Here is a 22,066-nt window from a genome sequence, read left to right as displayed (position 1 = left end):
ATGAGAGCTTGTCCGTCTCATCCCCCTTAACTTCCACGTTCATAGTAAAAATGACCTATCACGTTTGTATTATAGGAGCGAATTGTAAACGGAAAATATTGGAATTGTTAACGAATTGTCAATGTTTTCATATCAACACATTCATATGATTAAACACAACAAAATGACCCATACATGATGTATGGGCCATTGCTTTTTTCGCACATTTTCTCACACATTATATTGTCGCAAACACCTTATCGAACCCAGCCTTCGACTTGGCAAATAGTTCATTCGTACCAAGATCTGATGCTGGTGCCAGTACTTCCTGAGCCACCACACCATTGTAACCAATCGCCTGCAGATTTCTCAGAAATCCGCCCAGATCAATGACCCCTTCGCTGGGATACAAACGCTCATAATCCAGCAATTCTTCAACGGGCAAATCATAAGCATCATTGATATGCACATGTACAACCTGCTCTTTCTTCAGCTTCAACAGATCTTCCATCGGTAAACCATTCGTATGCCAGTGATAGGAATCTACGAGCAGGCCTACATTAGGCGCATGGATCGTCTCGATCCAGTCCAGCGTATCCTCTACACGCCAGATAAACGGATTCTTCCATTGCGTCCGCAAATGATGGCATCCCACAAACTCCAGACCCAACTTAATCCCATATGCATTCAGGATGTCTGCGCAGAGTCTCAGGCGTTTGGTAGCCGCTGCCATAAATTGCGCTGCCGGCTGATCCGTTGAAGGTAAAATATACGTACAACAGCTGTAACAGTCCAGCGAAGCAGAGGCTTCGGCCATAGCGACCAAAGATTGCAATCCCTCACGGAATTGTTCATCTGTTGTCCGCCACTCCACCGTCAGGCCCGACGAACCGATGATCACCTGATTGCTTTCCAGCAAATGTTGAGCCCGTTCCTTGCCATACGTTTGAATCAATGAGAGCGGATTCAAATCGACAGATCCGAATCCGTGCTTGGCCGCATCTGTGATATATTGTTCATCTGAATCGATATTTCCAAGTCCCGCATTCGTTAACCCTCTAATCATCCCAATCTCCTCCTGTGACTCGTCTGGAAATGCAGCTTGTCCAACCTTTCCCGTCTCCCTTAACCAACACTTGGGCTTGAACAGGCTATCATTTTATAATAACAGTACTCTCTCAAAAAGAAACCATCATATCCCATTCTTGAAATAATAGAGCAAACTGTTGCAACCTATATCCAAATTATAACGTATTAAAATTAACATCTAATTAAGGAAGGTATTGGTAATCTCAAAATGAAATCCATACACAATAAACATGAACCTACCCTCATCTTCCTCATTTGCGTTGGAATCGTGTCCCTATTGGTTGGGATATTATCCAAGTCTTATTTCACCGAGCCTATATTCTATGTAGATCAGCATAAATACACTTACAAGCACGAGCAAGGCAATCAGCAGAAACGTACGGTTAGCATCAATCAGCAGAACTATGTCATTACCCAAATGGCATCCACACCTATTGCAACCTATCACGTGGTATATCCTAACGACCGTAAATATACAGTTGAACAACAATCCGAGGAATTAGTAAGCTACGATGAAAATGGGAAGATGCTCTCTCCGGTCAACATGTACATAGATGATCAGAGAGTCATTGACAATCACGAAGAGCACTATAATCCTGCTACGCTCGTAACTGTTGCCTATCCAGAATATCATCATACGCCAGGTACACCTGTTGTCTTGTTCATTGCGCTCGCCGGACTCATCTATGGATGGTGCAGCTTCTATTATCCAGAGTTTCAGAAGTTTCAATTCCTTATCTCCCTCCGCTGGATATGGTTAAAAGATCCCGAACCAAGCGAATTTTATTACGTCATGTGCAAATTTGGCGGTATAGCCTGTATGATCGTAGCGATCTGGGGCGCGTTTCAGGCATTTTAAGACATTTGAGTCTGAATCGGCTTAGCATTAACACACATCACCAAAACGGTAATGATGTCCACTTCATGGATGTCATTACCGTTCTTTTTTGGGAAACTGCTCGAATGAAAGGTATACGCTTCTATCTCAAGATCATTTTCTAAAATGATCTCACTTCACGTTTTCCTCCAGCGCATACCGGTTACGTGGAATCTCAAGACCCAGATTCTCCCTTAGCGTCTCATGCTCATACTCCGTGCGGAACAGCCCTCGTTCTTGCAGAACCGGGACAACCAGCTCCACGAAATCTTCCAAGCCATTGGGCACCACGGTACGAACATTGAATCCGTCTGCCGCTTCGCCTTCAAACCATGCCTGAATCTGATCTGCGATCTGATCCGGTGTACCAATGAATGATGTACGCGGGGTAGATGCCAGCAATGCCACTTGGCGCAGGGTCAGCCCCTGTTCCCGTGCCTGCTGCTTGATCTTGTCCGTTGTACTGCGGAAGCTGTTGCTGCCGATCTCCCCAATCTCGGGGAAAGGTTCGTCCAGTGGGAACTGGGAGAAGTCGTAATGATCGAAGTAACGTCCCAGATAATTCAGCGCCTGATCCATACTCACCAGTTCGGCAATTTCCTGATACTTCTGCTCCGCCTCTTCCGCTGTTCTACCCACAATGGGGCCGATGCCCGGGAAGATCAGGATATCTCCTGCCTGACGTCCATACGCCACCGCTCTTGCCTTTACATCCCTGTAGAACTCCCTTGCTTCCTCCAGCGTCTCATGTCCTGTGTATACGGCATCCGCCGATCGGGCAGCCAGATCTTTCCCGGATTCGGATGAGCCCGCCTGGAAAATGACCGGATGCCCCTGCTTCGAACGCCCCACATTAAGCGGACCCTGTACGGAGAAGTGCTTTCCTTTGTGATTCAGCGTATGCAGCTTGGCAGGATCGAAGAATACGCCCTGTTCCTTGTCTCCAACAAAGGCGTCGTCCTCCCAGGAATCCCAGAGGCCTTTGACCACATTCAAATGTTCTTCCGCAATTTCGTAGCGCAGCGCATGGTTTGGATGTTCGCCTTTGCCAAAGTTCAGTGCCGATCCTTCCAGAGGTGAAGTAACCACATTCCATCCGGCTCTCCCACCACTTAATTGATCCAACGAAGCAAATTGCCGTGCAACCGTGAATGGTTCACTATAGGAAGTAGACAATGTAGCAACCAGCCCAATGCGGGAAGTGGCCCCGGCCAATGCGGACAGAAGCGTCACAGGTTCAAATCGATTGAGAAAATGAGGATTGGACTTCTCATTGATGAAGAGGCCATCTGCAATAAAGAGCAGATCGAACTTCCCCTTTTCCGCGATACGCACCTGCTTCTTGTAGAATTCCAGATTAACACTCGCATTAATGGGAATATTCGGATGACGCCAAAAGGATATGCTGTTCCCCACTCCGTTCAGATTGGCTCCCAATTTCAATTGTCGTTGCGACATATATATTCCTCCCTATGTTGTGGTGATGACACTGCCCAAGCCGCTCCTAGCAATACAATCCCTGTGAATAGAAAAATAAACGGAATGCCGATCCATCCACCGAGAAAACCACCGATTAACGGTCCAAGCACAATACCGAACTGACTCGCCGTCTGACTCAGACTGACAGCCCTCCCACGAAAATCGGGGTCAGCATACTTGATGATCAGCGCATTAAGCGCCGGATAAACCGCGGCAAAAAATAGACCATAAACAAATCGCAGGCTGCCAAAATAAATCAGATTAGTTGCTGTCATTTGCAGCAGACTACCAATCCCGCCACCGATCAGACCGATAAACAGGGTTTTCTCGTATCCGATTCTTCCACCAATCTTGCCCCAGCGCGGCCCCATAATGACCGTTGCCACACCAATCGCCGAGAAGACAATACCCGCACTAAGTGTTGCACGGCCAACATCACCGCCAATCTGGACCACATAGAGCGTCAGCACCGGTTCGATGATAAGCACGGAGGTCGAGACCAGCAGAATCAGACCGTAGATTCGCATCAAGCCGGGCGTGGAAGCTGCTCTTTTCAAATCCCCCATGATCTTCGTTGGGACGATCGTACGGGCTTGTCGTGACTCCTTAACACCAAGGACCATCAGAGCCGCGAGTAAAGTAATTACAGCCGAGGCGATGAAGCATCCTCGCAGTCCGATCCAGTGACTTAACACCCCTCCGGCAAGAGGGCCAAGAATCCCACCTGCAGCGCTGGCTGTGGAAATTACACCCAATGCATAACCCACATGTTTCTCCGGTGTATTGGTACCGATTAGGGTAATCGAGGCGGGATGAAAACCAGCCATGAGTCCTTGAAAGACCCTTACGGCTATAAACGTATATGGATCATATACAAAAAAGTTAGCCAGATGTGCAATGCCCAACCCAACTCCTGACCGGACGAGCATCAATTTGCTGCCATATCGGTCAGCCAGCGATCCCCAGAAGGGTGCGCATAATCCACTGATCAGAAAGCTGATGGAGATCGAAATCCCGGACCAAGCTTCCAAGCCGCTTTGGATACCAAGATCATTTTGCAGGAATATGGGAAAGAACGGTACGGACAGCGAGTAGGCCATATGATTGAAAAACAGGCCGAACCACAGAATATACAGATTTCGCTTCCATTGTGGCATCTTGGCATTCTCCATACTATATAATTCCTATATAAAAAGTAGGTTATTATCCATATTAGGGTACGACCACTGGAAAGTATAATAGAAAAGTTCAATAGACCCATTCAAGAATTAAATGAATGGGTCTGTTATGGATGTACAGTAAAAATTACTGCAATTGAACGGACATAAACACATCAACCTCATCTTCACTGTCCAGCATAAATCCAAATCGTTCATACAATCGTCGAGCAGGGCTCCCCTGCAACACATTTAAAGTAACTCGCCTGCCCTGAACTTCATCCAGTTTCAGCAGCATGTTGAGCACCTGAGTTCCTATTCTCTGGCCCTGGTAATCGGGATGTATGTAGAAATGTTCCAATAGATATACCTCAGCCTTGGGCTTCAATGCTACACAACCTGCCATGGATCCCTCCACTTCAATAATCCGCGTATGGACAGGGTCGAATGTATTTCGGAAACGTTCACGTACTTTCACATCATCGTACCTTCCCAGCCTGGTTAAATCATCGTATAGTACCAAGGCTCGCAAATCAGCGAGTTGCTCTTGGTCTGCCTGTACAGCTTGACGCATCGTTATTGGGTTCATTGATTGGATTCCTTTCTATCGGAGACACGCCAGTTTTTGAATGTCTTATCTTATATCACTATAGGGATAGGACACTCAAAATCATACCTTTGACAACTCACTTGAGCAACATTGGATTTGAGAACGTACTCTATTTTTCCAGCATATCCTCCATCAAAAAAGAAAAAGGACAGTAAAGGTCCGCTTAACAAAATAAGCGAACCCTCAACCGCCCCTTCCGGGATATACATTATTTTAGAGAATTATGAAACATGTGACGCTTGCACTGCATGTTGTAATGCTTCCAGACCCAGTGCTAGCGCACCACACAAGCCTGCATGCTGGCCCAATCCGGGCTGCACAATATATTGGTCGATATGTTGCGTAATTGGAGCTGCATTCACATAACCATTGAGATTCCGCACAACCCGCTCACGTATCATAGGAAACAGATGATCTTGCTTCATCACACCACCGCCCAAGATGATCTTCTGCGGCGAATGAAGCAAGATGGCCGTCGTAATCGACTCCGCAATGTAAAAGGATTCAATCTCCCACGCCGGGTGATCTGCCGGCAGTTCACCGCCAGGACTCTGCCAGCGTGCTTCAATGGCTGGCCCTGAAGCCATGCCCTCCAGGCAATCGCCATGATACGGGCAACATCCGGCAAAGGGATCATCCGGATGGCGTCTTGTGCGAATATGTCCACCCTCGGGATGTAACAATCCGTGTACTCGCTCGCCCCCTGCTACGAGTCCAACACCAACGCCTGTGCCAATCGTGTAATAAACACAGTTGTCCAGTCCTTGCGCCGCTCCCCATGTCACTTCACCGAGTGCGGCAGCATTCACATCCGTATCCCATCCGATAGGAACCGGAAATTCTTGCTTCAAAGTTCCAACCACATTACAGTTGCCCCATCCAGGCTTAGGTGTGGTCGTAATATAACCATAGGTGGGACTATCCTGTTGCAGATCCATCGGACCAAAGGAACCGATCCCCATGGCTTGCACACCTTTATCCTTGAAATAGTCGATTACCCTGGAAAGTGTTGCATCCGGATGCTCTGTTGGAAAGCTGATCTGATCTTCAATCTGACCATGTTCATTTCCTACACCACATATGAACTTCGTTCCGCCTGCTTCAATGGCTCCAATACGCATCGTTCTGCACTCCTCCCCTTTCATTACAATGGACCCGTAGCCTTGTTCGGTGAGATCTCATAGAGTTGAATTGAAGAGAATACCAGATCCGTATTTTCGGCATGGGCAGAGATGCCCTTGGAGTCCACATCCGGATAGATCAGATCCGTGATAACTGCCTGACCATCATTCGCAAATACCTCCACAGATGAATGATCTACAAAGATACGCAAACTTTGGTTTACATTTACCTCTTTTAACTCAGCTGCATGGCGTCCCAGGAAATGTTCATGAAAATCGCCGATACCCGAGCGACTGCGATCGATATACACTTCCCCTCGGTTGGCGTCTACGCCAACGAGCGTTTCGTTGTCAGCTCCGCTTCTTAAGGCAAAATGGAACGACTGATTCGGAGCCCACTCTGCATGGATCTCATAGTTCACTAGTTGCAAAGCGTTTAACTGCTCACTCACTTGCTGAATCGAAGTATCCTGCAGGGACAATACTGGCGTACGGGCTTGCTCAAGTTCACGTGCAGGACGTTGAATCAATATAACTTCTCTCGCTCTTGTCTCCAGTGTCAACTCCCGGGCAATGGTCATGGCTCCACGGTAATTATGGGTTGGCGTCTGGTTGGCATACATCCAGTTGCTCATCCAGCCAATCATGAGGCGTCTTCCATCTTCCTCAGGAACGTCAGACCAACTAACCCCTGCGTAGTTATCACGACCATAATCAATCCAGCGAACCGTATGGGATGCCTCGTCTGGGACAAATGTACTTCCATCAAAATCTCCGGTAAAATATTGCGTTCTGGAGCCTTCAATAAAAGCAGGATCTGCACCGATGCTAACGAGCATCACCCATTTCTCCTGCCCTGAATCTCCATCCACTGCAAGCGGGAACAGGTCGGGGCATTCCCACACGCCATCATGTGAACCAATCCCGGCGCCAAATTCACTTCCTAGCGTCCAATCCTTCAGATTGGGAGAACGATACAGACATACCGTTTGCCCACATGCGATTATCATAACCCACTCCTTGGTCTGCTCATGCCAGAACACTTTGGGATCACGAAAATCAACAAAGGACTCATGCTTTAATACCGGATTACCTTCGTACTTAGTCCAGCTTCTGCCGCTGTCTTTGCTATACGCCAGACTTTGGGTTTGTATGGCATCTCGGTCTTTAACTTCAAGATGATGGGTGAAAATAGCAACCAATCCTGGCTCACCCTCAAAGAATCCGGTTGTATTATTCCAATCCACTACGGCACTTCCCGAGAATATAGTGCCATTCTCATCGGGGAGTAAGGCTATCGGAAGTTCCTCCCAGGAGATCAGGTCCCTGCTCACTGCATGGCCCCAATGCATGGGGCCCCATGTGGTTCCATGTGGGTGATGCTGATAGAACAAGTGATACTCCCCATTGAAAAACACCATACCGTTCGGGTCGTTCATCCACTTTTCTTTCGGTGAAAAATGGTATTCATTTCTATAATCTTGTTTAAGTATTGTCGACATTATGGTTTCTCCTCCGTACTTTTCTTTATTGGTTATTACGGTCATATCCCGCTTGTTTAATCTGTAGCCATTCTTGCAATCCAAGGCGATCCAGCTCTTTCAAGTAAGCATCCCATTCCTGATCTATTTTCCCGTTCTGATACCACTCCGTACGCAGACGTAACACGTAGGCGAAGAGATCGGTCTCAATCGTGGACAATCGATCCAGTTCATCAATGGAGAAGAACACACTTGGATATACGTTCTCCGCTTTCATATGCGGCACCATAACCTTATCGAGAAGTTCCATGCGCCAAGCCGCATCTTCCGGTTTGGTGGTGTATTTGTCATAATAACTGTCGAGAATGGCCAATGGTCCCGCGATACTTGTTTTTTGTCTGAGTTCCACAGGTGCAGAGCCTTCCAGCGGAAGATGCTTCAACATGCCCTTGGCTTCATCGAATTCAAATATATTTTGCTGACTCTCGTCTCCATACGTACCCCAGTTGTTCTGGACAGATTGGAGCGGATCGTACAATTGGTCTACCCACTTCGCTGTAGATTCCAGGTTTTTATTGCTGCTGGTAATGACCATGCGACCACGATCAAGCCCTATTCCGTTTGTTCTTGTGACGTTAACTTCTCCATCAGGTCCGGCAATTGGAGGCAGAACATCATACGTATCATTCATGCCCGTAATGTTGGCTTTATCCCAAGTGAAGTACATGCCATACTTGTTGTCCTTGCCTTTTGCCAGATACGTATTCCAATCCTGCTGATATGATTCCACATCCACGAGACCTTCCTGAACCAGCTCATGAATGTATTTAACGGCTTCCTTGTAGCCTTCATCAGCTGCAGTGAAGACCACTTTTCCATCATTGGTTACCACGGTATGATCCCAGTTCTCTCCGAGTCCAAATGCGGCAAAGAGAAATGTCAGATCTTCTCCGCCTGGCTTGTTAATAAAAGACAATGGAATTTCGTCGGCCTTGCCGTTGCCGTTGGGATCTTGGGTTTTGAACGCGATCAGCACTTCTTTCAACTCTTCGGTTGTCGTTGGCATCTTCAGTCCGAGCTTGTTCAGCCATTCCACATTAATCCATGGCAAGTTATCCACCGTCTGAATTCGTTGTTTGCCACTTCCGAGTTCTTCAATCCATGGGAATGAATAGATATGTCCGTCCGGAGCTGTAATCATGCTCTTGTATTCAGGAGCTTCCTCCAGCACCTTTTTCAGATTGGGCATGTGTTGTTCAATCATGTCTTCAAGTGGAATGATCGCCCCGTCCTTCGCCAGTTTCAGGAGATCATAATCCCCGTAACCTGCATCAAATATGGCATCCGGCAAATCACCGCTGGCAACCGCCAGATTTCTTTTTTCTGCAAACACATCACTCGTATAGTTCTTCCAGTTGATATGCACATTGGTTTTTTCTTCGAGTCGCTTGTTAATGAGCTTGTCGTTCGGATCAGCTGGAGCCAGCGGAGAGCTCTGTGTGATAAAATTCAATGTCACCTTGCCATCAGGGGATTGCGCCTCACTTGCTGCGCCGCTTCCACCCCCGCCACAGGCAGTTAGAAAGAGCATCGCAGATAACATGGAAATGGACGCCGTTGTAGCGGCTTTTCTGGACTTGTTCACTTTTTTCATGATAATGACCTCCATGGATTGAGTTAGATCAAACTTGCTATAGTGCAGGCTGTTCACTATTTGAGGGAACCGACCATGACACCTTTTTCGAAGTACTTCTGGAAGAACGGGTACATGATGATGAGGGGCAGACTCGAAATGACAATGGCTGAGTATTTAATCATCTCGGAGAGCCGTTTCAGTTCTGCCATCGCGAGCTGATCACTGATCATGCCCGGTGCAGCCTGATTCTGAATCAGAATGGAGCGCAGAACGAGCTGTAACGGATGCAGGTTCGGATTATCCAGATAGATCATCGCATCAAAATAGGAGTTCCATTGCCCAACAAACGCATAGAGGGCGAGTACAAATATGATGGGCTTCGACAACGGAATGACGATCTGGAAGAAAATTTTCATTTCAGAGGCGCCATCCACGTTTGCAGCTTCTTTCAGTTCCCGAGGGACTCCTTTGAAGAAGGTTCTGGAGAGGATGATGTTCCAGACGTTAACGGCTCCTGGAATGATGATTGCCCACACCGTATCCAGCATGCCGAGATTGCGTATGAGAAGATAGGTAGGGATTAATCCCCCGCCGAAGAACATCGTAATGATAAAGATAATCATGAAAAATCCGCGTCCCGCGAGCCTTTCATCCGACAAGGCATAACCTGCGAATATGGATACGGTCACGGTGATCAGTGCAAAGGAAACCGAGTACAGTACCGCATTTGCAAACCCCCGAATCATGGCTGGATTGGACAAAATCATCTGATATCCATCCAGACTCCAATCGGATACATTGAAGGACAGTCCACGATTCAACAACACAGTAGGGTCCATGAATGAGGCGATAACAATATAAATCAGGGGAACCACCACAACCAGTACAGCACAAGTGAGAAAAATGGCATTGAGTGTGAGGATCAATCGATCCATCCCCGTGTGTTTAACAACCATGGATCATACTCCTTTCCTAATAGAGGCCTTCGCCTTCATTCAATTTCTTCACGATCAGATTCACCGTCACCAGCAAAATTACATTGATCACCGAGTTGAACAATCCCACTGCCGCAGAATAAGCGTAATCTCCGGACTGGAGTCCCACCTTATAGACATACGTGGCAATAATCTCGGAGGAAGGCAGGTTCATGGACGTCTGCATCAGATAGGCCTTCTCAAATCCAATGGACATAATGCCACCAGCTGCCAGGATAAAGACGATAGCCATAATCGGTCGAATGGTTGGAAGGTCAATGTGCCGAATACGTTGAAGGAGGTTGGCTCCATCAAGATTGGCGGCATTGTGGAGCTCCGGATCAACATTGGCCAAAGCTGCGACATATATGATGGATGCCCAGCCCGCCCCGGTCCAGATATCGGACAAAATGTAGATCCAGCGGAAGTATTCCGGTTCAGACATGAACATGATCGGCTGACCTGTAATCCATGTGGCGAATTGATTAATCGGCCCTGTCGGTGAGAGGAAGATGAATAACATACCAACCACGACAACAACCGAGATGAAATTGGGTGCATACAGAAACAACTGAATATTTTTCTTCACGCCAGCTTTGCGTACCTGATTCAGCATGAGTGCCAGCAAAATGGGCACTGGGAAACTGAATATCAATCCCAAAAAGCTGAGTTTAAGCGTATTCATTAAAATGATATCGAAATTGGGTGAGGCTATAAATTTCTCAAAATGCTTTAATCCCACCCAATCACTGCCCATAATGCCTTTGATCGGACTGAAATCCTTAAACGCAATAATGGCTCCGTACATCGGGATATACTTGAAGATTAGAGTCAAAATTAAGGCTGGTGCGAGCAACATATATAAAAAGTAATTCTTCTTAAGCTGCTGCAACCTGTGACCATTGGCCGTCCTCACTTTTACTCCCCTTCCTCTGCCCTTTTTGGTGTCCACTATGTTATCCAACATGTTACCTCCGTTCCATTCTTGAAGTTGACAATTGTTTTCGGTAAGGGCTTTCAATATTTACAATTGCCTATTTGATAATTTACAATTTATCAGGTGTTCAAGGAATTAGTCAATACATTTTGTAAAAAATAATTTGTGCATTTGATTATTCCGTCTTTACATTTAGGTAACCTAAACGTTCTGAAAGTGCATATAGCCAACATAAATCTGGCGATAACAACTTAGAGACCCCCACATTCCCACTACTATTTGTCCACTCTAATGACAATTGCAACAAAGCGATTAGAAGAATTATAAAACTGAAACTCGTATCTAATAATGCAAACTAGATTGTTCATTTGTAAAGCAAAGATTGCTATTTGTTCCGTTCTATTATACATTTGACGTAGAGAAGAATATGGATAACTATTGATTAGTAGAGGTGAAGCATTAGATGGCAAAGGAAAAAGTCACGATACAAGACATCGCTGATGCTTTGGGGATCTCCAGAAATACGGCTTCCAAAGCATTGAACGATAGCGGAAACATCCCGGATGAGACCCGAAACCGCGTAATTAAGAAAGCAATTGAACTTAAATATAAACAGTTCGCCTATATGGAAAATGAGCATGTTCTAACCAAGGCCCCGGGCAATATCGCCTTGTTGACTGAAAATCTGCCTAATACATCTCACTTTGGTTCGTTGTTAATCAGCGGATTGGAGAAAAGAATCAGTGCGGAGGGATACAATCTCTCGATTCATATTGTGCGTGAAGACGATCAAGATACGCTTACACTGCCCAACAATTTTGACATCGCCAAAGTAGACGGCATCATTTGCATTGAATTATTTGATCTGGAATACACTCAGCTGATTACCGATCTGGGCATCCCCACGATCTTTATCGATTGCGCTTCCAACATATGTTATCCCGAATTCCATGCAGATTTGCTCCTTATGGAGAATGAACATAGCATCTATCATATAACCAAAAAATTAATTGAGAGCGGCTACACGAGTATTGGATTTGTCGGAGATTACAATCACTGCAAGAGTTTTAATGAACGCTGGGTTGGATATCACCGTGCTATGCTTGAATCGGGGCTGCAAGTCGATCTATCCCATTGCATCCTGGATAATGATCGGCTATGCTTCTCCAAGCCAGGATGGTTGAACCACCGGGTCGCAGAGCTGAATTCCCTACCTTCCGCTTATGTGTGTGCCAATGATTTTCTTGCCGTCGATCTGATCCGTGCTTTGAAAGCCAGAAATGTTTCCGTTCCGCAGGATGTTGCGATATGCGGATTCGATAATGCACCACAATCCCGAATTATTGAGCCTGCATTAACGACGGTTCATATTTACAGCAATGAGATGGGCATTACAGCTGCGGAGATGCTGTTATCTCGGATTAATAGTCCGACACAGCCATATCAGGTCTCGCACATTATGACCAAACCGATCATCAGGGAGTCTACGCCAGCGATCATGCCCGCTGATTCTCAGATAGTTCATATTTCTGCAAAATAAAAAAACGTATGTCTCACGAGTAACAACTCGTGAAGCATACGTTTTTTGGTCGTTTCAATTCAGTTTCAACTTGGCTGTATGGAAACTCAATCCTGTCCATTGCTGCCTAAAATATAATCATCGGGCGATTAGATCTCTTTCAAGATGCCTTTTACCAGCCCGATAAAGGTTGTTTTCACTTGGGCAGCCACTTCAATGACTTCGTCATGACTTAACGGCTGATCCAGAATGCCACAGGCCATGTTCGTCAGACAGGAAATGCCCAATACCTTCATGCCGCCATGGATGGCAACAATCGCTTCAGGTACCGTGGACATGCCCACTGCATCCGCACCCATCGTACGAATCATGCGTATCTCGGCTGGTGTCTCATATGCCGGACCACTCCACCATGCATAGACACCTTGCTGCAGACCCACATTTTGCTCTTCTGCAACCTTAAGTGCAATGCTGCGCAGTTCACGGCTGTATACCTGTGATACGTCCGGGAAACGCACACCCAGTTCAGCGTTGTTCGGTCCCATCAACGGGTTATTGCCCACCAGGTTAATATGATCTGTAATGAGCATCAGTTGTCCCGGCTCAAAGCTTGTGTTAATTGCTCCGCAGGCATTGGTGATAAGCAATTGTTCAACACCCAATGCTTTCATAATGCGAACCGGGAACGTCACTTCATCCAATGTGAAACCTTCATAGTAATGAAGACGGCCTTTCATCGCTACAACCGTTTTGCCCATCAGTTCACCAATGACCAATTCATTGGCATGACCGATGGCTTCCGATTGCGCGAAATACGGAATATCTGTATACGGAATAACGGTCGCATTTTCAATCTCGTCCGCGAGCGCTCCCAGCCCTGAACCCAGAATCATGCCTACGGCAGGTTTGGTATGGATTCGGTTTAATATGTAATCTCTTGCTTCCTGAATATGTGCGGATTGATGCATAATGATATCCTCCTGATAATCTGAATTGGAATTAACGAAGTACTCCTCATCAAGTGTAATGAACAATGGTCCTGATGTAAATGGAAGCAGTTGTCGGAATCATCGGAGGGGAGAATCCTGCCAATCCAAGGTTAGGGCTTCTGTCCAGATTGTAGCACTTGAAAATAAGTTGTAAGAAGTCCAGCAAAATCAGGTTCTTCCTCATCGATTCGTTCAATATACTTCCACAACATCAGTACTTCCGTCTCGATGTGAATCACTTCATATTCCATTTACTTTAAGCAAGCAATCTGCCTGCTGTTCAGCCCACTGTTTGAATCGTTTCCGTAACAAAACATGCCCTCCTTGTTATTATTCCAACTTTATATATAAAAAAAGACCCTGTGTCACAGGATCGCTTAAAACCATATCGAGTATGTTACTCCAGTGAATATTTGTTCCTGCTGATTTGATTCAATACGCAAACAGCTTCATTGTTCGTTATCTTTGATTATACGCCAAAATGATTCCTTTGGCTGCAACTGTTGATCAAATACAAAAGGCCAGTTTTTGCGTCCGCGTACCGGAAAATGGTCCAACCAGGTATAATTGTCCGCTACTCCCCAGAATGTCACTGAGGTAATGGATGATTTATACTCACGGAACAGATTGAAGATTTCTTCATACCGACGCTCCTGTAGCTCGGCCATCTCCGAAGTTGGCGCGGTGAGGTCTGTTCGACGATCCTCGTAACGAAACACGGACAGATCCAGCTCAGTAACGTGCAGCTGCACATCCAGTGAAGCATAGCGCTCAATCGCCATTCGGATATCCTCAATCGAAGGACCATAAATATTCCAATGCCCCTGCAACCCAATCCCGTGTACAGGCGCTCCCTGATCCAATAAGGACCGAACCAGTTTGTATATTTTCTCCCGTTTGACCGGATCTGTCTCATTATAATCATTATAGAAAAGCAGGGCATTAGGATCTGCTTCATGAGCCATGCTAAATGCTTGCAGCAAATAATCTTCTCCCAATAGCTGGAGCCACTTTGTGTCCCGCATGAATAAGTCGGTCTTGTCTTCAATAGCTTCATTGACGACATCCCACGCATATATTTGCCCCTTATATCGACCTGCTACCGTATCAATATGTTGCTTCAAGCGGGATAATAACAGTTCTCTGGAAGCAGGAGCACCCGAAGTATCCTCGAAAACCCATTTCGATGTCTGATTATGCCAGACCAAAGTGTGCCCGCGAACCCCAATTCCATGGGCAACTGCAAAATCAACAATTTCATCCGCCGCCTCAAATGTATAACGATCCTCTTCCGGGTGAAGCTCTTCGAATTTCATCTGATTTTCAGCCGTAATGCTATTGAAGTGTTTGGCGATAAATTCCCCTTCGGACTGCAACATTCCGGTATGTACAGCAGCACCTATTTTGAACGTATTAGCGTACGCAGCATATAGCGATGGAATTTCTGTTGTCATTTACAATTCCTCCCTGCCCGTTTTTATCCATCATATCGATATCTGAATACGCTTACAATGAAAAAATTATACTTCTTCCCCCTCATATTTAACTATTATTAGTCCTGAGACTGTTCGTTCGCAAAACAAAAACACCTTCACGTCCGTTCCACTGCTCATCGCAACAGAACTATTTCTTGGAAGGTGCCATGTGAATCGTGATGTTCCATTTAATTCAACTCATCGGAGGATATGTCATGTTACAGCTTATCCACCTGTAACAAGGTCACCTGTTTCACTGTGCATGCCGGGTTAATTTGCTCCTCGGACAGGATGTTCAGCTTGATGAGACTTTTCAGCTTATGGCTGTCTACCTTGGACAACAATCGCCAGATGTCCGGGTCTGGAAGAGAAGCATACAGCTTCTGATCATCGTATTCCTTCCGGTTCTGAAGCACTGTTTTCACGGTGTAACCACCAACCTGCGTCTCATAGACCCCTTGTTCTGCACAATATGCAACGATCTCATCTCGTAGTACAGACAACCGTTGCTCAATATCTTTTTGCTGCTGCTTTAATTCAAAGTAGGTCTGCACTTTCTGCTCCATATCGATCACGCTCCTCTATTATCATAGGTATGCGAGGATCGCTAATTTAGGACAGGCTGTATATTTTATTTGCAAAAAAAGTGATCGGATTCTCATACATTGCATAGTGTCGTCACCGATATTCCGTGACTATGGTTACAGCAGATGTTCATTCAAATAAGGATTATGGACAGCCATGCTGTGAACCCGTTCCATGACATCTGGCCCCATCGGCACACCCCCAACGCGCCTTAACAGAATCCAGCGCAGGCAAGCTATTGCTCCAAAAATCTGTTCCTCTTCCAGCGTATACACATCATTCGCAGCAGGTGCCAATTGAGCCCGATACATCTCGCCGTAACTTTCCCCATTATAGATGGTGATAAGAAAAACAGACCATGCCCTATCATACCTCGGATCGCCGTATTGTCCGTTCGTCCAATCGATAATGGTGTAATGGCCGTGCAATTCAAGAACGTTTCCCAGATTATAATCGCCATGAATCAAACATTCCTGTCTGATCTGTACTTGCTGAATCAGGTTTGTGAGATGCTCATGAATATCTTCGTGTAATTCGATCTGAGGAAAAAAGTATTCAACAAAATCGGTTTTGAATATGTATTCTCCATCTTCTCCAGCACCCGCTTCATTCACCGGATATCGATGGACCTCCATTAATCGCTCAGCCAGATATGTCAGTTTGGTTTGTGTTAATTGGGTTACTGGCTCTCCATCATAACTCGTTAACAGCAATTGGTTCTGTTCTTTGTCCAATCCCCAGCCGTAGGGTTTGGATACACGAATTCCACTTTGATACAGCTTGCACAATAATCGATATTGCTTGGCGATATCCGGTTTGGAATCTTTGTCCCAGACCTTCAATACGTACCGCTGATCCTCCATTTCGATCCTCATCACACTCGCTTCCAGTCCCGGTGGCAAGGGCATGATCTGAACGTCCTGTTCAATCATCTGTTGGATACGTTCATCCAGTTCTATCCAATTTATCTGACTAAGTTGAATCGTCATCGTTTCCCCTTCTTTCATGTTATGAGCGACTCTCTGGTTAGTCAGGTATAATCAGGTCTTTGCCAATGACATTGGCGGATACCGGCTGCTTGCCTAATTCTCTGGCCCATACCGACAACTGTCCCATATGGTGAATCTCATGGGCGATCACATGTCGCATAACTTCTCCCCATGAATCTGTACCAGACTTGCCATCCGGGTTATGATCGATATAAGCTCTTTTTTCCATACTCGGCTCCCACGCTGTAACAAACACCTTCACATCCGGCCGTAATCTGCGATCCAATTGTCTTACGGCATCAAGGTTCTGGTAGTTTGCAAAGTCTTCCGCATCATCCGGTTTGCCCTGAAGCAATTGAAGCCAGCTCCACTCTACATCAATGATATGAAACAACGTTTGTAATATGCTGCCTACTCCGCCCGTACGCGGCCGAAGCAATTCTTCTAGCGGTACATCCTCACACCACGCATACCATTGCTCACGCACGATCCAGTTGTAACGAAAGAAAGTTTCCATTGGTATATTCCCCTTTTCATTTGTGCTTTCAGAGAGATTTGATCAATTCCGTATTTGCAAAGGTATCATTAGAAAATTCAAGATCACCAAAAATCCCGCTGATCTGATTAAATCCAGATTTGATCCAGAAGCGTAATGCAGGCCAATTTTTGAGCGCCACGTTAATTCGAATTTCCTTGTAACCTAGCTCGGAACAATGGAGAGTCAGTGCCTGAATTAATTCTTGTCCATATCCCTGCTTCTGGATTTCACTCTGAATATACAGAAACTCCAGATATAGCGAATCCTCAGAAGGATAACCGTGATACACACTTAACAAACCAATGTTGCGATCATCCTCAGCCGTACGAATGGATTGAATTCGATAATTCTCCTGTCTTCCTTCTGGCGGAAGGTGGCCTTTTTCAAAACATTTTCTCACATAATCCTGAACATGCTCTCGTCCATCCCATTGATGTAAGTACCGACTGGTCTCATATATGGACTCAAGTTCAGGAATACCATACTCTTTCACGTCCGAAATAATGAGCCTGTCTGAGTTCCATTCTACTGGAAGTTGTTTCATCATAATCACTCCATCTTTACGTTCTGGTTAATCTCTTTTTAATATACAAGATCACATGAATACCTGCATAAATAAACAGCACATTGAAGAAATATAAAAGTACATTTAAATGAATGCCAGATATAAACCAGATTGTTCCGTCCGAATTGGCAATATGATAATCCGTAAAGAATCGGATCGGGAAACCATACTCTGTTCGGAGCGGTCCATCTTCCGTATGTAAAGTTCCAGGAATACATATGATGGCTAATACAGCAAGCCAGGCGGATAGATTCATGATTCTTTTGTTAATCGTCAATACCTCTCCTCCTTATTCAACACTAACGGTATCTTCACCAAAATACGTCCCTTCCAACTTTTGATCCATAAAGTCTCTTAAGTCCTTTTGATCAAGTATATATTTAGAATCTCTATTAAATCTGCTTTTTGTGGATACTATAATCTGTTTCCGATTGTATTGAATCGTAACTTTAGCGTTATGCTTTAATTTCAAAGCAATTCCTGCACTAATGCTTCCTGTGACATCATCTACTGGTATTTTGGCTGATTCCGGGGCTGCATTCAGCCAGCTGACTATACGGCTAATGTCTTCTTTACTTAACGTAACATTGTCAATGCTAGTGTGTGCTCCACCGTCGCCTGTCCTGGTGTACACGACTATGCTCATCTCTGTGCTTATCACTTGATTTCTCGAAATCGGCTTATTTGGATCAGGGTTACTCGTGATTAGAAAATACAAAAACATGATTGCCGCACCTATGAAAAACCAGAATCGCCTACGTTTTCCTAGCATTACAGCGCATTCTCCGTGTCCACCACGTTGGCAAACAGTCTCAGTACCGTATTGTGATGTGCAATAATCTGATCCGCTTGAAGCGTGTTTGAATTCCATGTGCTGTGCGCATCTTGAACCAGATTGACCGTGTATCCGAGACTGGACGCTCTGCGGCAAGTCGTGTCTACACATACCTCGGTCTGCATACCCGCGAGAATCAACTTCGTCACGCCATTTTCTTGCAATTTCAGATGCAGATTGGTTTCGTGAAACGAATCCGGTGTCTCTTTTTCGATAACGAGGTCACCAGCTATAGGCGCAATAGACGGATGAATGGCCCACCCCGGAGTTCCTCGTTCCAGTGGACTGCCTGCCCCTTCTCTGTGCTGGATATATATGATGGAATGCCCTGCTTCACGGGCCTTGGCCATTATCACCTGGATCTTTTGAAGCAATCGTTCCCCCTGATAGACGGGATCTGTTTCATCAAACATCGCTACCTGTACGTCAATGATTAGAAGTGCACAATGCGTTGTCATTTTGCTTTCCTCCTGGCAAATCAATTAATTCAAATCTTTCTTCTTCGTATCTTTAACAAAACTTCCAATCCCATATCAATCAGTACAAATAGGATAGCAGCAAGAACGCCAAATAAGGTCAGAACTAACGTCTCTTTGAAATCCAAGATTGCTTCTCCTACGCCAATGACCACATAATAAATATACATGCCTAAAACTCCAGCACATGCATAACCCAATATCCTCGCACTTAGATACAACCCATGATTGACGAATTGTATTCGGCTGAGGAGATCGTCCAACAATATCGATAAAGGTAGCCCGATCAATAGGATCAGCGGAGTAGCATATACCAGATAAATAATAATGTAAAAATCAAAACTGTAGGATTCATTCATCGATATGAGACTTGCAGCCAAAGTAAAACAAATGATGGTTAGAAAGGTTGTCATCAGCTTCCTTCCCATGTTCATCTCATCACTCCAATAGGTAATCTCTATTCATTGGATGCGCTTATGCATCAGATTTTGCCGGTTGCCATCCGATTTCTTGAGACCAATTATGCGCTCTCTGTAATATGCTCCACACCATCGGTCCTTTTCCTTCAACATACTTGGGACGCTGTTCTTTATACAGTGACATGAGTCTGTGCTTTTCTTCCGCATATTTCAGACAATCTTCTGGATGCTCCCTTAAATAGTCTCTGAACAGCAAGGTCATCTGCTCGGAGAAACTGCCTGCCTGTCTAACATGTATATGTATCCTTCTACTTCCGGGAACTTCCCGAAAATATCGTTTAGACTTATCTGAATTTTCTGCTCTGAATACAAAACCGACTGTTTCGATCTCACGTTTGTAGTCCAACAGATTCTCAACATTGGAAACAGATAGTTGTATATCGATGATTGGTTTGGCGCCCATACCGACAATTGAAGTGGACCCAACATGATCGATTCGCACAGCCTTTTCGCCTAACACTCCTCTTAATTTCGAACCCGTTTCCAGAAATAAAACAGGCCATGCCAGATCATACTTAGCAATTCTCCATTGATCCTCCACACAACTCCTCCTTGGTTATTCAATCAAGCTATATAATTAAATAACACGTTCTTTCTACCTTTTGTTACATGTAGACTATATAAAGACACAAATTTCAAAAAAGAGAAGGACCCTGAGGCCCTCCCCTTAACTTCTTAATGATAGTCACACTTGAAGTTTGTAAACTCAGCTACAGCATTTTCACCCGTCGCGTATAAACCAATGAGTACGCCTGTAAAACCTCCAGCCACCTCCGAGGATAGGTATCTCGTCTGTGCCGTGCCTAGCAGAATCTCTTCACCCTCTGCTTGAAGCAGGAAGCTGTAGCGTTCATGACTTGAGCGGATCACCAGCGTTGCATGCTGTTTATTTCCCAGATTTACTTCATGTTCAATCGATTCGATATCCCCGATATTCAGACGCTCGATCACCTTATAGCCGTCCTGCTCCTGACGAATGGCCACTTCATAATGATGATTCTCATCCATATAGATCGTAACACCGGCCTCCCCATTCGTCAGACTAACATCGACTGAAATCGTAGCATCAAAGTCTTTCTGACGAAGCCCGATGAACGTAGGGGATGCCGGAACGTCCAGCGTTACATCGGTTCCTGTTAGCGTAAGCTTGTCTGATTCAAGCTGATAATGCTCCGTATTTGGATGACGAAGGTAACACCAATCGAGACCCCAGTCTGTATTTTCAAACGTATAACTCTTCTTGTCCTGCTGGATCACCGTATCCGGAATACGATCAGTCTCAAAACTCGTCAGTGTCGTGCCTTCATGCCCGGCTGTAAACCATCCGTCTTCATCAAACGTAATTGGAGTCAGGAACACCTCACGGCCCAAATGATGGTACGTCGCCCATCTGCCAATCTGGCGGAACCCCAAGTGAAAGAGCCACCAGTTCCCCAGATCATCCTCGACCAAGTCACCATGACCTACACCCTGCAGTTCATATCCACCCAGATTACGATTGGTTAGAACCGGATTGTGCGCATAAGCCTCGAATGGACCTGAAGAAGAAGTGCCCCGTGCATACGTAACCATATGACCATACTCGGTGCCGCCTTCGGCTGCAAGCAGGTAATAATAACCGTTCATTTTATACAGATGCGGACTTTCCAAGTACCGTCCACCTGTCCCATTCCAGATGGTGCGCCCTGGCGTCAATTTACGACCGGTTTCAATCTCAATCTCACACTGCACAATTCCGCCAACGCCCTGATCATCGACCCCGTTACTCATAAACAAGGTCTTTCCATCTTCAAAATACAGATCGGGATCAATCCCGCCTTGATCCACATAAATAGGCTCGGACCATTCTCCGTAGATATCATCCGTCCATACATAAAAATTCTGATGCGTCGTATCGTTGGTTGTGACCATATAAAAACGTCCGTCATTATGCCTGATCGTTGGAGCAAATACGCCTCCGGAGCTGTTCACCGTCTCGAGCTGAATCTGGCTTTTACGAGTGAGGCAATGACCAATCTGCTTCCAATTCAGCAGATCCTTGCTTTCAAAGAGCGGCACGCCCGGAAAGTATTGAAAAGAACTGCACACCATGTAGTAGGTGTCGTACACCTTAATCACACTAGGGTCTGGATAGAAACCTTTTACAACAGGGTTATTGTATTTCATTACTCCACTCCATCTCTTATTTTAAAATTCACAAATATAAGAATTCAACTTCGTTGCAACTAAAAAAATTAAACACCATTGGCCATCAACTTGCAATGAATCTGGATTGC

At 45.4% G+C, this 22,066-nt stretch carries 23 protein-coding genes; 2 read left to right on the top strand and 21 right to left on the bottom strand.

The genetic code is table 11. The annotated features are described in order from the left end of the window. Nucleotides 1-217 precede the first annotated feature (217 nt). A complete protein-coding gene (locus tag ACTHPG_RS14930) occupies nt 218-1,045 on the bottom strand; it encodes a sugar phosphate isomerase/epimerase family protein (protein WP_440390385.1) in 828 nt (275 codons plus the stop codon). Between the two features lie 300 nt (nt 1,046-1,345). Between ACTHPG_RS14930 and ACTHPG_RS14925 the strand changes: the two genes are divergently transcribed. Further along, on the top strand, nt 1,346-1,927 hold the full coding sequence (locus ACTHPG_RS14925; RefSeq protein WP_440390384.1) for a DUF6199 family natural product biosynthesis protein: 582 nt from the start codon (nt 1,346-1,348) through the stop codon (nt 1,925-1,927). A 150-nt stretch (nt 1,928-2,077) separates the two neighbouring features. Here the strand turns inward: ACTHPG_RS14925 and ACTHPG_RS14920 are convergent, their stop codons facing one another. From ACTHPG_RS14920 to ACTHPG_RS14885, 8 genes are all read right to left on the bottom strand, one after another. Next, nucleotides 2,078-3,403 (bottom strand): LLM class flavin-dependent oxidoreductase, encoded by a 1,326-nt coding sequence (locus tag ACTHPG_RS14920; protein WP_440390383.1) that lies wholly within the window; start codon nt 3,401-3,403, stop codon nt 2,078-2,080. Continuing rightward, the gene (locus tag ACTHPG_RS14915) at nt 3,385-4,581 is read right to left on the bottom strand and encodes an MFS transporter (RefSeq protein ID WP_440390382.1); all 1,197 of its coding nucleotides are present in this window, start codon (nt 4,579-4,581) and stop codon (nt 3,385-3,387) included. The genes ACTHPG_RS14920 and ACTHPG_RS14915 overlap by 19 nt, the downstream gene beginning before the upstream one ends. Nucleotides 4,582-4,729: 148 nt before the next feature. Next, the gene (locus ACTHPG_RS14910; RefSeq protein ID WP_440390381.1) at nt 4,730-5,170 is read right to left on the bottom strand and encodes a GNAT family N-acetyltransferase; all 441 of its coding nucleotides are present in this window, start codon (nt 5,168-5,170) and stop codon (nt 4,730-4,732) included. Between the two features lie 242 nt (nt 5,171-5,412). After that, nucleotides 5,413-6,312 (bottom strand): ROK family protein, encoded by a 900-nt coding sequence (locus ACTHPG_RS14905; protein WP_440390380.1) that lies wholly within the window; start codon nt 6,310-6,312, stop codon nt 5,413-5,415. Between the two features lie 23 nt (nt 6,313-6,335). Next, nucleotides 6,336-7,814 (bottom strand): glycoside hydrolase family 32 protein, encoded by a 1,479-nt coding sequence (locus ACTHPG_RS14900; RefSeq protein WP_440390379.1) that lies wholly within the window; start codon nt 7,812-7,814, stop codon nt 6,336-6,338. Nucleotides 7,815-7,839: 25 nt separating this feature from the next. Further along, entirely contained in the window at nt 7,840-9,447 is a 1,608-nt protein-coding gene (locus tag ACTHPG_RS14895; RefSeq protein ID WP_440390378.1) for an ABC transporter substrate-binding protein, read from the bottom strand. 56 nt (nt 9,448-9,503) lie between these two features. Next, on the bottom strand, nt 9,504-10,385 hold the full coding sequence (locus ACTHPG_RS14890) for a carbohydrate ABC transporter permease (RefSeq protein WP_215076232.1): 882 nt from the start codon (nt 10,383-10,385) through the stop codon (nt 9,504-9,506). Between the two features lie 16 nt (nt 10,386-10,401). Beyond that, entirely contained in the window at nt 10,402-11,262 is an 861-nt protein-coding gene (locus ACTHPG_RS14885) for an ABC transporter permease (RefSeq protein ID WP_440390817.1), read from the bottom strand. A gap of 541 nt (nt 11,263-11,803) precedes the next feature. Between ACTHPG_RS14885 and ACTHPG_RS14880 the strand changes: the two genes are divergently transcribed. Then, a complete protein-coding gene (locus tag ACTHPG_RS14880; RefSeq protein WP_440390377.1) occupies nt 11,804-12,880 on the top strand; it encodes a LacI family DNA-binding transcriptional regulator in 1,077 nt (358 codons plus the stop codon). A 128-nt stretch (nt 12,881-13,008) separates the two neighbouring features. Here ACTHPG_RS14880 and ACTHPG_RS14875 read toward each other — a convergent pair whose 3' ends face one another. From ACTHPG_RS14875 to ACTHPG_RS14820, 12 genes are all read right to left on the bottom strand, one after another. Next, the gene (locus ACTHPG_RS14875; RefSeq protein WP_440390376.1) at nt 13,009-13,827 is read right to left on the bottom strand and encodes a purine-nucleoside phosphorylase; all 819 of its coding nucleotides are present in this window, start codon (nt 13,825-13,827) and stop codon (nt 13,009-13,011) included. A 470-nt stretch (nt 13,828-14,297) separates the two neighbouring features. Then, nucleotides 14,298-15,302, bottom strand: coding sequence for an endo-1,4-beta-xylanase (locus ACTHPG_RS14870; RefSeq protein ID WP_440390375.1), 1,005 nt, complete (start codon nt 15,300-15,302; stop codon nt 14,298-14,300). A gap of 239 nt (nt 15,303-15,541) precedes the next feature. Then, on the bottom strand, nt 15,542-15,889 hold the full coding sequence (locus ACTHPG_RS14865; protein ID WP_440390374.1) for a hypothetical protein: 348 nt from the start codon (nt 15,887-15,889) through the stop codon (nt 15,542-15,544). A 135-nt stretch (nt 15,890-16,024) separates the two neighbouring features. Next, nucleotides 16,025-16,897, bottom strand: coding sequence for an aminoglycoside phosphotransferase family protein (locus ACTHPG_RS14860; protein WP_440390373.1), 873 nt, complete (start codon nt 16,895-16,897; stop codon nt 16,025-16,027). Nucleotides 16,898-16,934: 37 nt separating this feature from the next. Beyond that, entirely contained in the window at nt 16,935-17,414 is a 480-nt protein-coding gene (locus ACTHPG_RS14855) for a DinB family protein (RefSeq protein ID WP_440390372.1), read from the bottom strand. Between the two features lie 28 nt (nt 17,415-17,442). Then, the gene (locus tag ACTHPG_RS14850; protein ID WP_440390371.1) at nt 17,443-17,982 is read right to left on the bottom strand and encodes a GNAT family N-acetyltransferase; all 540 of its coding nucleotides are present in this window, start codon (nt 17,980-17,982) and stop codon (nt 17,443-17,445) included. Between the two features lie 13 nt (nt 17,983-17,995). Further along, nucleotides 17,996-18,277, bottom strand: a complete 282-nt coding sequence (locus ACTHPG_RS14845; protein ID WP_440390370.1) for a hypothetical protein — start codon at nt 18,275-18,277, stop codon at nt 17,996-17,998. Nucleotides 18,278-18,289: 12 nt separating this feature from the next. Further along, entirely contained in the window at nt 18,290-18,772 is a 483-nt protein-coding gene (locus tag ACTHPG_RS14840; protein WP_440390369.1) for a hypothetical protein, read from the bottom strand. Continuing rightward, the gene (locus tag ACTHPG_RS14835; RefSeq protein WP_440390368.1) at nt 18,772-19,293 is read right to left on the bottom strand and encodes a cysteine hydrolase family protein; all 522 of its coding nucleotides are present in this window, start codon (nt 19,291-19,293) and stop codon (nt 18,772-18,774) included. The genes ACTHPG_RS14840 and ACTHPG_RS14835 overlap by 1 nt, the downstream gene beginning before the upstream one ends. A gap of 29 nt (nt 19,294-19,322) precedes the next feature. After that, nucleotides 19,323-19,724 carry a hypothetical protein gene (locus tag ACTHPG_RS14830; protein ID WP_440390367.1) on the bottom strand — a complete coding sequence of 134 codons (402 nt, stop codon included), beginning with the start codon at nt 19,722-19,724 and terminating at the stop codon, nt 19,323-19,325. 61 nt (nt 19,725-19,785) lie between these two features. Continuing rightward, nucleotides 19,786-20,331 (bottom strand): GrpB family protein, encoded by a 546-nt coding sequence (locus ACTHPG_RS14825; protein ID WP_440390366.1) that lies wholly within the window; start codon nt 20,329-20,331, stop codon nt 19,786-19,788. Nucleotides 20,332-20,465: 134 nt separating this feature from the next. After that, entirely contained in the window at nt 20,466-21,956 is a 1,491-nt protein-coding gene (locus ACTHPG_RS14820; RefSeq protein WP_440390365.1) for a glycoside hydrolase family 43 protein, read from the bottom strand. Between the last annotated feature and the right edge of the window lie 110 nt (nt 21,957-22,066).

The organism is Paenibacillus sp. SAF-068 (assembly GCF_051967555.1).
Classification (GTDB): domain Bacteria; phylum Bacillota; class Bacilli; order Paenibacillales; family Paenibacillaceae; genus Paenibacillus.
The sequence above is the reverse complement of the archived record's forward strand: the minus strand, read 5'-3'. Positions and strand labels throughout refer to the sequence as shown.